At 60.9% G+C, this 14,582-nt stretch carries 13 protein-coding genes; 2 read left to right on the forward strand and 11 right to left on the reverse strand.

The window, feature by feature from the left end; genetic code table 11:
- Positions 1-12: 12 nt before the first annotated feature.
- From wrbA to ACRRNM_RS12580, 7 genes are all read right to left on the reverse strand, one after another.
- Positions 13-618 carry an NAD(P)H:quinone oxidoreductase gene (wrbA, locus tag ACRRNM_RS12550; RefSeq protein ID WP_435628535.1) on the reverse strand — a complete coding sequence of 202 codons (606 nt, stop codon included), beginning with the start codon at positions 616-618 and terminating at the stop codon, positions 13-15.
- Positions 619-813: 195 nt separating this feature from the next.
- The gene (locus ACRRNM_RS12555) at positions 814-1,839 is read right to left on the reverse strand and encodes a GGDEF domain-containing protein (protein ID WP_435628536.1); all 1,026 of its coding nucleotides are present in this window, start codon (positions 1,837-1,839) and stop codon (positions 814-816) included.
- Between the two features lie 353 nt (positions 1,840-2,192).
- A complete protein-coding gene (locus ACRRNM_RS12560; protein WP_435628537.1) occupies positions 2,193-2,711 on the reverse strand; it encodes a DUF6691 family protein in 519 nt (172 codons plus the stop codon).
- Entirely contained in the window at positions 2,711-3,145 is a 435-nt protein-coding gene (locus ACRRNM_RS12565; protein ID WP_435628538.1) for a YeeE/YedE family protein, read from the reverse strand. The genes ACRRNM_RS12560 and ACRRNM_RS12565 overlap by 1 nt, the downstream gene beginning before the upstream one ends.
- A gap of 112 nt (positions 3,146-3,257) precedes the next feature.
- Positions 3,258-4,187, reverse strand: a complete 930-nt coding sequence (locus ACRRNM_RS12570) for a response regulator (RefSeq protein WP_435628539.1) — start codon at positions 4,185-4,187, stop codon at positions 3,258-3,260.
- Positions 4,188-4,211: 24 nt separating this feature from the next.
- Positions 4,212-5,504, reverse strand: coding sequence for an HD domain-containing phosphohydrolase (locus tag ACRRNM_RS12575; RefSeq protein WP_435628540.1), 1,293 nt, complete (start codon positions 5,502-5,504; stop codon positions 4,212-4,214).
- A complete protein-coding gene (locus ACRRNM_RS12580) occupies positions 5,501-8,491 on the reverse strand; it encodes a PAS domain S-box protein (RefSeq protein ID WP_435628541.1) in 2,991 nt (996 codons plus the stop codon). Before ACRRNM_RS12580 ends, ACRRNM_RS12575 begins: the two co-directional genes overlap by 4 nt.
- Before the next feature lie 366 nt (positions 8,492-8,857).
- Between ACRRNM_RS12580 and ACRRNM_RS12585 the strand changes: the two genes are divergently transcribed.
- Positions 8,858-9,838 (forward strand): serine/threonine protein kinase, encoded by a 981-nt coding sequence (locus tag ACRRNM_RS12585; protein ID WP_435628542.1) that lies wholly within the window; start codon positions 8,858-8,860, stop codon positions 9,836-9,838.
- 16 nt (positions 9,839-9,854) lie between these two features.
- On the opposite strand, the gene ACRRNM_RS12590 is transcribed toward ACRRNM_RS12585, so the two are convergent.
- The 4 genes from ACRRNM_RS12590 to ACRRNM_RS12605 all read right to left on the reverse strand — a co-directional run bounded on the left by ACRRNM_RS12590 (position 9,855) and on the right by ACRRNM_RS12605 (position 13,689).
- Entirely contained in the window at positions 9,855-11,129 is a 1,275-nt protein-coding gene (locus ACRRNM_RS12590; protein WP_435628543.1) for a diguanylate cyclase domain-containing protein, read from the reverse strand.
- A gap of 67 nt (positions 11,130-11,196) precedes the next feature.
- On the reverse strand, positions 11,197-12,084 hold the full coding sequence (gene rsgA, locus ACRRNM_RS12595; RefSeq protein WP_435628544.1) for a ribosome small subunit-dependent GTPase A: 888 nt from the start codon (positions 12,082-12,084) through the stop codon (positions 11,197-11,199).
- Positions 12,081-12,419 carry a 4a-hydroxytetrahydrobiopterin dehydratase gene (locus tag ACRRNM_RS12600; protein ID WP_435628545.1) on the reverse strand — a complete coding sequence of 113 codons (339 nt, stop codon included), beginning with the start codon at positions 12,417-12,419 and terminating at the stop codon, positions 12,081-12,083. Before ACRRNM_RS12600 ends, rsgA begins: the two co-directional genes overlap by 4 nt.
- Before the next feature lie 10 nt (positions 12,420-12,429).
- Positions 12,430-13,689, reverse strand: a complete 1,260-nt coding sequence (locus tag ACRRNM_RS12605; RefSeq protein ID WP_435628546.1) for a M48 family metallopeptidase — start codon at positions 13,687-13,689, stop codon at positions 12,430-12,432.
- Between the two features lie 181 nt (positions 13,690-13,870).
- Between ACRRNM_RS12605 and orn the strand changes: the two genes are divergently transcribed.
- Entirely contained in the window at positions 13,871-14,416 is a 546-nt protein-coding gene (orn, locus tag ACRRNM_RS12610; RefSeq protein ID WP_435628547.1) for an oligoribonuclease, read from the forward strand.
- Positions 14,417-14,582: the final 166 nt, after the last annotated feature.

Below are 14,582 nucleotides of genomic sequence, written 5' to 3' on the forward strand. Positions count from 1 at the left end.
GGGAAGGTTCGGCTACTTCACCGTCAAGCGTTTGGCAATCTCGGCGACATGCCGGCCCTGGAAGCGGGCGATCTCCAGCTCGTTCTCGCTCGGCGTGCGCTTGCCGTCGCCGCCAGCCAGAGTCGAAGCGCCGTAGGGCGAGCCGCCGGTGATCTCGGTCATCACGGTGAGTCCCTTGCAGGAATACGGCACGCCGACGATCACCATGCCGTGATGCAGCAGAGTCGAGTGGAAGGAGGTGATCGTCGTTTCCTGCCCGCCGTGCTGCGTGCCGGAGCTGGTGAATACGCTGCCGACCTTGCCGATCAACGAGCCGTTCATCCACAGCTTGCCAGTCTGGTCGAGGAAATTGCGCATCTGGGCGGCCATGTTGCCGAAGCGCGTCGGCGTGCCAAAGATGATCGCATCGAAATTGGCCAGTTCTTCGACGGTTGCGACCGGCGCCTTCTGGTCCAGCTTCACGCCCATGGCGCGGGCCCGGTCTTCGGGAATGATTTCCGGCACGCGTTTGACCACCGCCTCCACGCCGTCCACCATATATACTCCCTCGGCGATGGCATCCGCCATCTTCTCGATATGCCCATACATGCTGTAATACAAGACGAGTACTGTTGCCATGACAAGACCTCCTGTAGTTTCAGAATTAACACGATTAACACATACCAGACATCAGCGGCTTGCGGTGCGACTGAATCTTGTCAGACACGCTATCACCAAAACCCTTCGTTAACAATCAGATAAATGCCTTAGGAGCTACCCTGAAAGGAGCCATGGCGTCGTGCGGTATTCGAGTCCTGCCGCCATGCGGCGGGGTTAAAACAACTGGATGTCGTCGGAGTAATGCTCGCCGGCCAGCTTCCCGTCGGCAACCAGGTCCTCATAGGAACAGACCTGGTTCCTGCCGTGGTCTTTTGCGTAATACAGCGCCTGGTCCGCCCGGCCCACTATGGACGAAGGAACGTCGACGTTGACCAGGCGGGCGAAGCCGATGCTGACAGTCACCTTGCCGACCTGCGGGAAATGATAATGCTCGATCGCAGCACGGAAACGTTCCAGCACGCCTTTCGCGCTTTTCTGGCTGGCCCGGTCCAGCACGATGACAAATTCCTCGCCGCCGAAGCGGAACAGCTTGTCGGTCTGCCGGAAGGTTCGCCGCATGTTGCGCGAGAGCAACAGCAGCACCTCGTCGCCGTACAGATGCCCGAATTTGTCGTTGATACGCTTGAAGTGGTCGATGTCCATCACGGCCAGCCAGTGCGGCGCCTCGGTGTTTTCCGCACGCCGTACCAGATGCGGAGGACTGAGGGCGGTCAGCGCCTCGCCGGATGCCGAATGATCCGCAATGATCTTGCCGATGTTGTTGTCGAAAGTGCGGCGGTTCAGCAGGCCGGTGAGCGTGTCGGTTTCACTCTCGTCGAGTATCGCCAGATAGTTGCTGTACACCTTCAGGAAAGCCGAAATGAGGTGCTTCTCCGTGTCGCTGTGGGCATCCGAGATTATCTCGAGCAAACCGGCCATGCCATGCTGTCCGGCGATGGGATAGACGGACAGGAATGTCTTCCCGTCCAGCGGTTGTATGAGTTCTTTTCCGGAAGAGCAAACGGAGCTGAAATCGGCCCTACCTGAAACGGCAATGCTGATTTCCGGATCGGCCGATGCGTCGTCGGGATGGCTGCAGGCTTCCGCCACCAGGATGGCCTCATCGCCCCGGTCGGTGGGCAGGATGCGGTACATCGTGATGCGGCTGCTGGGTATCAGCTCGGTCAGCGTGTTTAACAACGTCCGGGCCAGCAGGTCACGGTCGCGCTGGCCGGTGATGGTGACGACTGATTGCAACACGCCGGCAGGCGTATTCCGTTTTGAAGCAGGGCGCAGAGAATGGGGCATTTGATACGAATTCCGATGCTGGGCGGGCTTGGGTTGCAGCCATCATAGCACCGGGAGAAACGTGGGTGGACTGATTGTTGCTCCGGGCTTCTTGCCTAGCTCGCATATTTCATGAGGCATTTCATGTAGGAGCCCGGTTCGCCGGACGATTTGCCCGCAAGCCTTATCGCGCAACAAGTTGCGCTCCTGCGTTCCATCCGGTTTTCATTTTGGCTGCAATCCCAATTGGATTTCACGCCACAGGCTTATCCCAATATCCACAAGGTTTTTCGTCGAATTCAACGAAGAGCAATGAAATATGCGGGCTAACCGCACGAGCCTTCCGAAGGGCTTTCGCCGGTTGACTTGTCGTTCTGCGTTGCCGGTTTAGGTTGCTGCCCAGCCTGCGCCTGCACGGCCAGCTTCTTCTGCGCGCGCAGTTCGAAATATTTTTCCGCGACCGCGCCCAGGATCGCAGCAGGCAGGAAGGCCAGCAGTTCCCAGTTTGGCGAGGCGAGCAGGGCGATAGCCGGGCCGGGGCAATAGCCGCTGATGCCCCAGCCGATGCCGAACAGGATCGCCCCGAGGATCATCGTGCGGTCGATATGCGTTTCCCTGGTAATCACGAAACGCTCCGCCAGCACAGGCTTGCCCATGCGCAGGATGAAACGGAAGCTGATGAGCGTGACGCCCACCGCGCCGCTCAGCACGAACAGCAGGCTCGCGTCCCACGGCCCGGCGACATCGAGGAAGCCCAGCACCTTCTGCGGGTGCGTCATGCCGGACAGCGCGAGGCCGAAGCCGAACAGCAGGCCTGCCAGCACACTCGCCAGATTGCGGCTCATCACATCACCCCCAGCAGGCGGCGCACCACGAAGGTGGTGACGATCGCGGTCAGCAGGAAGACCAGGGTCGCAACCAGCGAGCGCAGCGACAGCCGGCCGAGGCCGCACACGCCGTGGCCGCTGGTGCAGCCGTTGCCCAGCGAAGTGCCGTAGCCGACCAGGAACCCCGACACGACCAGCAGCCATACGGGAAAGGTTGCGCGTGCCGCCGGTGCGTTGTCATACATCGCGTAATACACCGCCGCGCCGCCCACCACGCCGGCGAGGAACAGCACGCGCCACAGCATGTCGCCCGGATTCGCGAAGAACAGACGCCACAGGATGCCGCTGACCCCGGCCAGCCTGCCGTTCAGCCACAGCAGCAGCGTGGCGGCAATGCCGATAAGAGCGCCGCCGATCAAGGCGGGCAGAAAAGCGTCGATGCCAATAACCATGTCAAACTTTCTCAAACAAGCCGCGCATGGTAGTGGCGTTGGGGAAGACTTTCAAGCCGTTCTGGCCGCGCAACCGCTGCGAGCCGTTACCCGCTTCCTGCGGTGTTGCCGGTCAGGTGGTGCCAGCTCGCGCAGCCAGGAGGCGGTTTTCGCGTCGCAGGTCGTGATAGAAGATCGCCTGGGAGACGGTGTTTTTCAACAGATATTCGCGCCAGGGTTTGCCGATGTAGCCGTAAATCTCGGAGCGGTTGATTGCATTCGCCAGCGTGTCCTTGTCGGCATGTCCGGACAGCAGGATGCGCACCGCATCCGGCTGTATCTTGCGGAATGCTTCGAGGAAGCGCAAGCCATCCATTTCCGGCATCAGGTAGTCCGCGATCACCACGTCATAGTCGATCTGTTTGGCGCGTTCCAGTGCCTGAATGGGCGAAGTGGTGGTGAAGATGTTGAAGCGCAGGTCGCGGCGCTCCAGCGGCAGGGTCGGGTCGGCCTGATACAGCATTGCAGTATGCAGGTCGGACCAGCCGCCGCGTGCGTTCAGGTCGTGGGTGATGGCGTTCAGCATGTTCGCCTCGTCGTCCACGACCAGCACCTGATACAGCCGGTCCGGATTCGGCGGGCGTTGCCAGTGATGTTGTTGCCGATACTGTTCCGCGAGTCGGCGGTTTTCCAGAATCTGCTCACGGTGCGCCAGCGCTTCGGCCAATGTGGCCGCCAGGCTGGGACTGTCCCACGGTTTGTCAATGAAGCGGTAGATATGCGCTTCGTTGACCGTGCCGACCAGCGCATCAAAATCGGCCTGGCCACTGAGCATCAGGCGCACTGCATCAGGTTGCAGTGCGCCAAATTGCCTGAGGAACTCGACGCCGTTCATTTCGGGCATCCGGTAATCGACGATCGCCACGTCGAAGCGGGCACCCCGGCAGTGCTGCAATGCCTCGCGGGGGTTAATGAACGCTTCTATGGCATAGCCGCCCTGCAATTCGCGTCGCAGTGCGTTGATGACGTTCTGTTCGTCATCGACCAGAAGTATTCGATACATGGTTGCTTCCTCCACTGTTCGCTGCTATACCGAATGCGTATAGATCGTCAGCGGTTTGCCGGCCGCCTGCTCGAATTCCTGTATCTTGCGGATGTATTCCGCGTTCAGCGTCGAGTCCTTGAGCAGCAGCAGCATCCCGTTGCTGGTCTCGATGTCGCGGGTAATCAGCATGCCTTCGCGCAGTTGGCTGCTGGCCAACTGGAACTCGGACCCGACATGGGCGTGCGGCCCCTCATGGGCAACCAGCTCGCGCAACATGTCGACAACCTGTGGGTCGTAGCGTGTGCCGCGGCCTTTGATGACCATGTCGAGCGCCTCGCCAGGGCCCAGATGATCGCTTTCGATCAGGCCTTCCTGCAGTGATTCATAATCGCTGGCGACCAGCAGGATGCGCGCGCCCAGGGGAATGGCGGATGCACCCAGGCCGGATGAGTTTCCGTTGTAATGCTCGCGATGATGGCGAATCAGCTGGGCGGCATCGGCTAATGGAGCAAGCGCCATCAATATCGCTGCCGCGCGCAGCGGGTGTTTGTCGAACTGGACGCGTTCTTCGTGGGACAGCTCGGTGAAAGGCCTGTCGAGCAGGCGGTCAGGCAGGCCGATCTTGCCGATGTTGTGCAGCAAGCCGGCAACCTCCAGGTTCGTGACCTCCGTTTCAGGGAGGTTCATCCTGCGTGCAATGTCGCAGCATAGTTGCGCGATGCGCCGCGAATGCCCGGCCATCGCGCCCTTGCGCAATTCCATCAGGTTGGCGAAGACCTGGATGGTGGTGAAATAATCTTTCTTGAGTTGCGCCAGCGCATCGCGCAGCTCCTCGGTACGCTGGCGCACCTTGTCTTCCAGGGTGGCGTTCAGCGTCTTCAGCTCGTTGAACTGGCGCTGGGTCAGCGCATCCAGCCGCTGTTTCTCCGCGAGCAGGCGCTTGTGTTCCAGCGCATCGCGCACGATCAGTATCATGTCGTTGTCGTCCCACGGCTTGGAGACGTAGCGGTAGATTTCACCGCGATTGATCGCGGCGATGGTCGAGGCCATGTCCGCATAACCCGTCAGCAAAATGCGCAACACATCCGGCCATTTGATGCGTATCTGCTCCAGCATCTCGGCGCCGTCCATTTGCGGCATGCGCATGTCGCAAATGACCAGGTCGATATTTTCCTTTTCCAGCAGCGCAAACGCTTCCGCGCCGCTTTCCGCCGTCAGGACGTTGTAGCCGAGCGGCCGGAACAGGCGTTTCAGCGCTGCCAGGATGTTGGCCTCGTCGTCGATGAGCAATAACGTGGGTTTTGCGTCCGGTGCTGGTTCGGGGGGTGCGGTCATGTCTCCTCCTTGTGGTTGTCCGGCTGCACTGGCAGGGTGACGCGGAAGGTGGAGCCTTTACCAACTTCGCTATGCACCTCGATCTTGCCATGATGGCGCTCCATGATGCCGTAAGAAACCGGCAAGCCGAGGCCGGTGCCGGTGCCCACCGGTTTGGTGGTGAAGAAGGGGTCGAAGATGCGCGGCAAGATGTCGGGCGGGATGCCTGCGCCGGTGTCGCTGATCTCGACCCAGACCCGGTCTCCCTCCTGCCCGGTGCGGAGGGTGATGGTGCCGTGCGTTTCGATGGCCTGTACGGCGTTCACCAGCAGGTTCATGAATACCTGTTCGAGCTGCGAGGGCAGGCAGTAGACTTGCGGCAATACGCCGAATTCCCTGACGACCTCGCATTTGTATTTCAGCTCGTTCCGCACGATGGCGAGGGTGTTCTCCAGACATTTGGCCAGATCCGCCCAGCGCCATGTTTCGTCGGCGCTGGAGCGGGAAAAATCCTTCAGGCCCAGCACGATCTCCTTGATGCGTTCCAGCCCTTCGCGCGACTCGGCAAGCAGGGACTGGATATCGTCGCGCAGGAAGCCGAAATCGAGTTTTTCCTTGAGCGCCTGCACCTCCTGCAGCCCCGGATGCGCGCACGTCAGCGCGGCTTTTTCGTATTCGTTCACTACCGCAAGAATGTCGGCCAGGTATTTCTCCAGCGTGCCGAGGTTGGAATTGATGTAGCCGACCGGGTTGTTGATCTCGTGCGCCACGCCGGCCGCGAGCAGGCCGATCGAGGCCATTTTTTCCGATTGCAGGAGTTGCTGCTGCGTGGATTTCAATTCCGCGTTGGCGTGCTCCAGTTGTTCGTTGGCTTCAACCAGCCGGGCATTGGTGGTTGCGGCCTGTTCGTATTGCGCCATCAATTGCTTTTCCAGCCGCTTGCGTTCGGTGATGTCTTCCTTGATGCCGATGTAGTGGGTGACATGTCCGCCGGCATCGCGTACCGGGGAGACGAAGGTGGACTCGATGTATTCTCTGCCGTCCCTGCGCCGGTTGATGAATTCGCCTTTCCAGGCTTCGCCGCGCGTGAGGTGCGTCCACATGTCGTCGTAGGTTTCCCTGGGGGTCTTGCCGGATTGCAGGATGCGGGGGTTCTGCCCGATCAGTTCGGCGCGGCTGTAGCCGCTTGCCCTGACGAAGCCCTCGTTGATGTATTCGAGCTTGGCGTCGAGGTCGGTGATCGCGATCGAATTGGGGCTCTGTTCTACGGCCAGCGAAAGCTTGCGCAGCGATTCCTCGGCCTGTTTGCGCACGGCCTCGCGGCTGAGATTTTCCAGCGCATAGCCGAGGTCCTCGGCCATCTCGATCAGCAGGTCCCGTTCGTTTTTGCCGAAGGCATTCGCTTCACCCGCATAAAGCGAAAATGCCCCGATTACTACACCGTCCCGATGCAGCGGTAGCGCGGCTGAGCTGCGCCAGCCCAGGGCAGCGCCGCGCTCGCGCCAGGGAGCCGTGAGCGTGGAATTCAGGAAATCCTGACACCAGAATGGCCGGTTTTCGCACAGTGCCTTCGCGGTCGGGCCTTGCCCGTATTCGCTGCAGGCATCCGCCGAGATTTTGATGTCGCGCAGGTATTCCTCCGCGCCTTCGCCGCTGCTGCTCGCCGGGATGAGCATGCGCGTGTTGGGATCGATCAGGCCGATCCAGGCCATTTTGAAACTGCCGTATTGCACGGCAATACGGCAGACTTGCGCGAACAGATCGGTCTCGTTTTTACTGCGCACGATGGCCTGGTTGCAACGGCTCAGCGCCGCATAGAGCTGCTCCAGCCGCCGGATATCGGCCTCGGCCTGCTTGCGCTCGGTGATGTCGCGTGCGGACGCGAACAGCAGCTTCTCGCCGATGGCCGGGGACGCCCTCCATTCCAGCCATCTGTAGCCGCCATCCCGGCAGCGGTAACGGTTGGAGAATTGCACGGTCTTGCCGCCGGCCAGTTGGCGCTCGACTTCCTGTACCGTCGCTGCCCTGTCGTCGGGGTGGATCAGGTCGAGGAAAGGCATGGCAAGGATTTCCTGCATGGTGTAACCGAGCAGCTCCTGCCATGCGGGGTTGATCTTCAGGAAATACCCGTCAGTCGTTGCGATACACACCAGGTCGGGAATCAGGTCGAAGAACCTTGCCAGATCTTCTTCTGCGCGCTTGCGCGCGGTAAAATCCTCAAAGGTGATGATGTTTCTGTTGCCCGCGGAAGAGAGGGATATCCTGACGTGGCGGATGGAGCCGTCCTTGCAGGTAACCCTGACTTCCCTGGGCTCGATGTCGCTATGTTCCCGGATGGCCTTTCCTGCCTGCGCTATCCATATGGCACGAAGTTGTTCCCGGTATTCCTCGTCCGGATAGGCCAGCCTCCACCAGTGCTGTATGTCCGGCATGTCCTCCATCGTGTAGCCGAACAGATCGGTGAACTTGCGGTTCATCATGATGATCTTCTCGTCCGTGTCCACGCCGACATCCACAAGCATGGCGATCGGGGAATGCTCGACGAGTGTGCGGAAGTCGGATTCGCTTTGGCGCAGCACTTTCTCCGCCACCTTGCGCGCGCGAATGCCTTGCTCCAGCGACAGGGCGCCCTGCACGGCGGAAGCCAGACGCTGCAGGCGGTCCTTCGTCACGTAATCCCTCGCGCCCATCTTGATCAGCCGGACGGCGGCGCTGTCGGATAACACGCCGGTGACCATGATGACCGGGATATCGGGATGGGTCTGCCGCACGAGGGCCAGCGCGGAGCCGCCGTCGAAATTGGGCAGGCTGAAGTCGCACAGGGCGATGTCCGGCTCGAACTCCTCCAGCGCGCGGACGAAAGCCTCGCGCGTTTCGACGCGCAGCAGTTCGACTTCCTTCCATTCGGCCTCGAGCTCCGCACGGATCAGTTCGCTGTCGCTCGCGTTGTCTTCGAGATTGAGGACGCGCAGTTTTTCCTGGGTGGGGGGGGTATCGGGCGGGCTCATGTCGGGGCATTCCCGTCTGCGCAGGGGGATGGGGAGATTGTTGTCCGGAACTTGCCGCATCCTTTGGACATCCCGATGCAGCGCGGCGCATAGTCCGGCCTCGTCCCGGCAACGAGGTGTTTTACGGCGTATTCCATGGCGTGTTCCATCATTGAAACTCCATTGACTGGCAACGTCGTGGCGCATGAGCGATGGGCTTGCGACTGGATTGGCGACCCGTCCGAAGCATACCACCCCGATTGAGGGGAAGCATATATGCCAAAATGCCTATATATTTTCGCCCGGTCGTTGCCGGTCCGGAAAACAGTTCGTGCATCGGCCATGCACGGGCAAGCCGCTACTCCTTGCTTGCCGTACAATCCACCCATGCATACCCAACCCTACACCGCACTCACCCCCGATGCCGTGCTCGATGCGCTGGACAGCATCGGCCTGCGCCCCGACGGACGTTTGCTGGCGCTCAACAGCTACGAGAACCGCGTTTATCAGGCGGGCATGGAAGACGGCCCGCCGCTGGTCGCCAAGTTCTACCGCCCCGCACGCTGGCCGGATGCGGCGATCCTGGAGGAGCATGCGTTTGTCGCCGAACTGGCCGGGCGCGAAATTCCGGTGGTGCCTGCTTTAATCATCGACGGGCGCACGCTGCACACCTGCAATGGATTTCGTTTTTCGGTGTTCGCCCGGCACGGCGGCCGCGCGCCGGAGATGGACGACTGCGACACGCTGGAATGGATGGGGCGCTTCATCGGGCGCATTCATGCGGTCGGCGCGCTGGAGCCTTACCGGCATCGCCCGGTATTGAATATCGAGAGCTTCGGCATCGAGCCGAGCGAATACCTGCTGGCGCACGATTTCATTCCTCCGGAGTTGCGCGAGGTGTATCGCGGCGTGGTCGCGCAGGCGCTGGACGGCGTGAAGCGCTGTTTCGAGCGCGCCGGCGAGCTGCGCTTCCTGCGCCTGCACGGCGACTGCCATGTCGGCAATGTGCTGTGGACCGATCTCGGCCCGCACTTCGTCGATTTCGACGACAGCCGCATGGGGCCGGCGGTTCAGGACTTGTGGATGCTGCTCTCCGGCGAGCGTGCCGAGCAGGCGCAGCAGCTCGGCGACCTGCTGGCGGGCTATGAGGATTTCTGCGAGTTCGACCCGCGCGAGCTACATCTGGTCGAGGCGCTGCGTACCTTGCGCCTGATTCATTATTCCGCGTGGATTGCGCGGCGCTGGGACGACCCGGCGTTCCCCGCGGCTTTCCCATGGTTCAACACCCAGCGCTACTGGCAGGACCGCATCCTGGAATTGCGCGAGCAGATCGCGCTGATGGACGAACCGCCGTTGTGGGCGGTATAGGGCGCGCGCAGGCCGATCACTCGCCCGCAGGCTTCGGCGGCACGTCGCGGCAAAACCGGTAGGTGTTCTTCCCGCTTTGCTTCGCGAGGTACATGGCTGCATCGGCCTGCATGATGAGTTTTTCGATGCCTTCGGAGTCATCGGGGTAGGTGGAGATGCCGATGCTGCCCCCGATATGGCATTGCCGGCCGTCCAGGTCGAAAGGTGCGGACAGGGCGGCGATGATCTTGTTCGCCATCAGCGCGGCATTCTGTTCCGATCCGATGTTGTTCAGCGCGAAGGTGAATTCGTCCCCGCCCACCCGAGCCACCACATCCGAGGCCCGGATGACTTCCTTCAGCCTTTCGGCGACTTCCTGCAGCAACTGGTCGCCCGCACCGTGCCCCAGCGTGTCGTTGACCTGCTTGAAACCGTCCAGGTCGAGGAACAGGGTCGCCACTTTGTATTTATTGCGTTTGGCCAGGTGAATCAGATTTTCGAGGCTATTCAGGAACAGGATGCGGTTCGGCAGGCCTGTCAGGTAATCGTGGTGGGCGAAATGCGCCAGTTGCTGCTCGACCAGTTTGCGCTCCGTGATGTCGCGGACGATGCCGATGAAGTAGCGCAACTCTCCCAGCATCATTTCCGATATGGATATTTCCAGCGGGAACTGTTCGCCGCTCTTGCGCAGCGCGGTCACCTCGCGGCCGCGCACCCCGATTATCCTGCTCCGGCCGGTTTGCAGGTAGTGGCTGATATAGGTGTCATGCTGGCTCCGGTCCGGCTCCGGCATCAGCATCTTTACATTTTTGCCCAAGACTTCCTGCTGCAAGTAGCCGAAGATTTGCTCGGCTGCCGGGTTGAACCCTTTGATTTGCCCGGATTCGCTGATCGTGATGATGCCGTCCATCACGTTCTGGATGATGGATTGCAGCTGATCCTGGCTTTTCTCGAGCTCTCCCTTGACCTGCTTCAGGTTCGTCACCATCTGCCAGAACAGCTTGACCTCGGCGCCGCCCGCCACCCGCTTGTCGCCGAAAACCCTGGTCGCCTCCTCGGCGATCGAATCGTCGTGCGACAGGTTGTATACGATGCAGTCGGGGTAATTCCTGCAGGCCTGCAGCGCTTCGGCGGCGTTGTTATAGGTCGGGATGCCGTGTTTCCTTGCGAGCTGGAGGCCGGCCGCACCGGGATTGGTGTCCACCATGGCCACGACCTTGACCAAGCTGTCTTCGAGGAACATTTCAAGCAGGGCGCTCCCCCCGCGTCCGGCTCCGATAATCAGGACGGGGTACCCGTGTATCTTCTGCATCGCCATGCCCAATCTTTCGTATCTGTGTTCGCGAAATTCTACTGGAATAACCCGCGCTGGGTAAGGGTCAATTGGCCCGGCTGATCTGCTGGAACAGCTCCAGCCTTCTTGCGTCGATCTTGCCCGCCGCGGCGGCTTCCCGCAGCGCACAACTCGGCTCATGCGTGTGGCGGCAGTCGTGGAAGCGACACTGGCCGAGGTATTGCGCGAACTCGACGAAGCCCTGTTCTATCCCGCCGAAGCTCAGGTGGTGCAGGCCGAACGCCTGCACGCCGGGGCAGTCGATCAGCGAACTGCTCTCATCCAGCCGGTACAGGCGCGCGTGGGTGGTGGTGTGCTTGCCGGAATCCAGGGCGCTGGAAATCTCGCGCGTGGCGGCCTGCGCCTCGGGCAGCAGCGCGTTGATCAGGGTGGATTTGCCCATGCCGCTTTGTCCGACCAGCACGCTGGTGTGCCCTTGCAGGAACGGGCGCAGGGCCGATACATCCAGCTTTGCGCTGAGCTCCAGCACGCGGTAACCGATGGCGCCGTAGGGTGCGAGCCGTTCGCGCGCGGCGGCTGCGGCCCCGGCGAGGTCGCACTTGTTCAGCACGATCAGCGTATCGAGCTTCTGGTCGTGCGCGGCGACGAGGCAGCGCGCCAGCAGTTCGTCGCTGAACGAGGGCTCGGCGGCGACCACGACGATGATCTGCGTGACGTTCGCCGCGATGAGTTTCTCGCGGAATGCGTCGGAGCGGTGCAGCAGCGAGCGGCGCGGCGCAATGCGCTCGATCACGCCCTGTGCGCCGCTCTCCGCCGAGGCCTCGCCGGTGAGCTTGATTTCCACGATGTCGCCGCACACCACCTCGCTTTTTTTGCCGCGCGTCAGGCAGAGCATCTCGCTGCCGTCATCGAGGTGCACCAGGTACTGGCGGCCGAAGGCAGCAACAACTCTGCCTGTTAGTGCAGTATTCAAAGCTTGAACAGCGCATCCACTTTCGCGGCGCAGATGAAGTCGTTTTCCGACAGGCCGCCGATGGCGTGGGTGGAGTATTCCACCCGGCAGGCATTGTAGGTCACGGTGAGATCGGGGTGATGGCCTTCGCGGTGCGCCATCCAGGCGATGGCGTTCACGAAGGCGATGGTCTGGTAGTAATTCTTGAAGGGATAAGTCTTGCCGATCAGCTTGCCGGATTGTTGCCAGCCTTCCAGTTGCCGCATCAGACGGTCGATTTCCGCTTGCGGCAGCGGCGGCACTCCGCCTTCACAGGGTTTGCATTGCTTGCTGGCCAGGTCGCATGCTTGTTCCATGATGTTCTCCTCAATTTGATTGAAGACGGAGGGACTGCAGATGCGCGACGCGTAGCGCCGCGGGCGGGTGCGAATCGTAGAATGCGGAATACAGCGGATCGGGGGTGAGCGTGGCGGCATTGTCCTGGTACAGCTTGACCAGCGCACTGACCAAATCCGTTGCGGCGGCCTGCTGCGCAGCATAGGCGTCGGCCTCGAACTCGTGCTTGCGCGAAAAGGCTGACAGCAATGGTTGCAGCAGGAAACTTAACAGCGGCAGGATCATGAAGAACAGCAGCAGCGCGAGCGCGGTGGAGGGGGTATGCACGCCCAGTCCCTCATAGAACCACGCGGTCTGCATCAACTGGCCGAGCAGCCACAGGAATCCCAGGCTCATGGCGAAGGTCGCCACGATGCGCTTCAGCACATGGCGGCGCTTGAAGTGGCCGAGTTCGTGCGCCAGCACCGCCTCGACTTCGTTGCCGCCCAGGCGCTCCAGCAGCGTGTCGAAGAACACGATGCGCTTGGTCTTGCCGAAGCCGGTGAAGTAGGCGTTGCCGTGCGCGCTGCGTTTCGAGCCGTCCATCACGAACAATCCGCTGGAGGTGAAGCCGCATTTGGCGAGCAAGGCCTCGATGCGTGCCTTCAGCGCCTCGTCCTGCAGCGGCGTGAACTTGTTGAAAAGCGGTGCGATAAACGCCGGATAGATGAACAGGATGAACAGGTTGAACGCCATCCATACCAGCCATACGTACAGCCACCAGAATGCGCCCATCGCGGACATCAGCCACAGTACGCCGGACAGCAGCGGCAGGCCGAGGATTGCGCCGAGCAGCAGGCCTTTCAGCGCATCCTTGAGATACAGCGCCAGAGTCATCTTGTTGAAGCCGAAGCGCGCCTCGATGACGAAGGTACGGTAGATGTTGAACGGGGCTTCCAGCAGCGACGAAAGCAGCAGCACCGCAACGATGGTCGCCACGCCCTGCGCGAGCGGCGCATCGAACCAGCCGTTGCACAGACCGGCGACGGACTGGATGCCGCCGCCGAGCGTGAAGGCCAGTAGCAGCGCGGCATCGAACAGGATACTGAGCATGCCGAAACGGGTCTTGGCGGAGGTGTAGTCCGCCGCCTTCTGGTGGCTGGCGAGCGTGATCTTTTCGCGGAACGCCTCCGGCACCGCGGCGCGATGCGCAGCGATATGCGCCAGATGGCGCCGCGCCAGCCACAACCTGGCGAGGGAGGTGCAGGCCAGGGTGACAACAAAAATGAAGGTGAATTGCGTCGCGGTCATGGAGGTATTAATTTGAGAAAAAGCATTTTTCACCACGAAGGACACGAAGATTTCATGCGGTGTTTCTTCGTGCTCTTCGTGGTTCCCGATTGCCGTTCTGAAAAATCAATCCGGTTTTCGTGATGGGCGCGCTTGTGACACAATACGCGCCTTCCTGTTCACATTTTAAGACGCGCGAATTATGGCACAGAATCAGAACCACCTAGTCTGGATAGACCTGGAAATGACCGGCTTGAGCCCGGATACCGATCGCGTGATCGAGGTCGCGCTGGTGATCACCGACAGCAACCTGGAAACCATCGCCGAGGCGCCGGTGCTGGTGGTGCATCAGACGGACAGCGTGCTGGATGGCATGGACGCATGGAATAAATCCACCCACGGCAAATCCGGCCTGATCGAGAAGGTGAAAGCCTCCACGCTGGACGAGGCCACGGTCGAGGCGCGGATGGTCGAGTTCCTCAGGGAATATGTGCCGTCCCGCACCTCGCCGATGTGCGGCAACTCGATCTGCCAGGACCGGCGCTTCCTGGCGCGCTGGATGCCGAAGTTCGAGGAATACTTCCATTACCGCAACCTCGATGTGAGCACCATCAAGGAGCTCGCCAAACGCTGGAAGCCGGAAGTGGCGCAGGCCCTGAAGAAGCACAACAAGCACGAGGCCCTGGCCGATATCTACGAATCAATCGCGGAGCTGCGGCACTACCGCGAGCACTTCATCAAGCTGTAGCCATAGGCTACCAACGCTCAGAAGTTGTCTTAAAAATTCGTGAGGAGGGATGGATGCAAGGCGCACGGGCTTTGCATGGCCATCCGACTAAGCTGTCAAAAAACGCCAGCCAAGTCGTTGGTCAACGCAGCAACCGGAATGTACAAAAGGTACATGAGGATTGCGA

Source organism: Ferrigenium straubiae (genome assembly GCF_051257895.1).
Taxonomy (GTDB): Bacteria; Pseudomonadota; Gammaproteobacteria; order Burkholderiales; family Gallionellaceae; genus Gallionella; species Gallionella straubiae.

Bases quoted from the DNA above. Each gene is read 5' to 3' on its own strand.
- wrbA (WP_435628535.1), bottom strand. From the start codon at position 618: ATGGCAACAGTACTCGTCTTGTATTACAGCATGTATGGGCATATCGAG.
- ACRRNM_RS12560 (WP_435628537.1), bottom strand. From the start codon at position 2,711: ATGAGCCGCAATCTGGCGAGTGTGCTGGCAGGCCTGCTGTTCGGCTTC.
- ACRRNM_RS12565 (WP_435628538.1), bottom strand. From the start codon at position 3,145: ATGGTTATTGGCATCGACGCTTTTCTGCCCGCCTTGATCGGCGGCGCT.
- ACRRNM_RS12570 (WP_435628539.1), bottom strand. From the start codon at position 4,187: ATGTATCGAATACTTCTGGTCGATGACGAACAGAACGTCATCAACGCA.
- ACRRNM_RS12575 (WP_435628540.1), bottom strand. From the start codon at position 5,504: ATGACCGCACCCCCCGAACCAGCACCGGACGCAAAACCCACGTTATTG.
- ACRRNM_RS12580 (WP_435628541.1), bottom strand. From the start codon at position 8,491: ATGAGCCCGCCCGATACCCCCCCCACCCAGGAAAAACTGCGCGTCCTC.
- ACRRNM_RS12585 (WP_435628542.1), top strand. From the start codon at position 8,858: ATGCATACCCAACCCTACACCGCACTCACCCCCGATGCCGTGCTCGAT.
- ACRRNM_RS12590 (WP_435628543.1), bottom strand. From the start codon at position 11,129: ATGCAGAAGATACACGGGTACCCCGTCCTGATTATCGGAGCCGGACGC.
- ACRRNM_RS12600 (WP_435628545.1), bottom strand. From the start codon at position 12,419: ATGGAACAAGCATGCGACCTGGCCAGCAAGCAATGCAAACCCTGTGAA.
- ACRRNM_RS12605 (WP_435628546.1), bottom strand. From the start codon at position 13,689: ATGACCGCGACGCAATTCACCTTCATTTTTGTTGTCACCCTGGCCTGC.
- orn (WP_435628547.1), top strand. From the start codon at position 13,871: ATGGCACAGAATCAGAACCACCTAGTCTGGATAGACCTGGAAATGACC.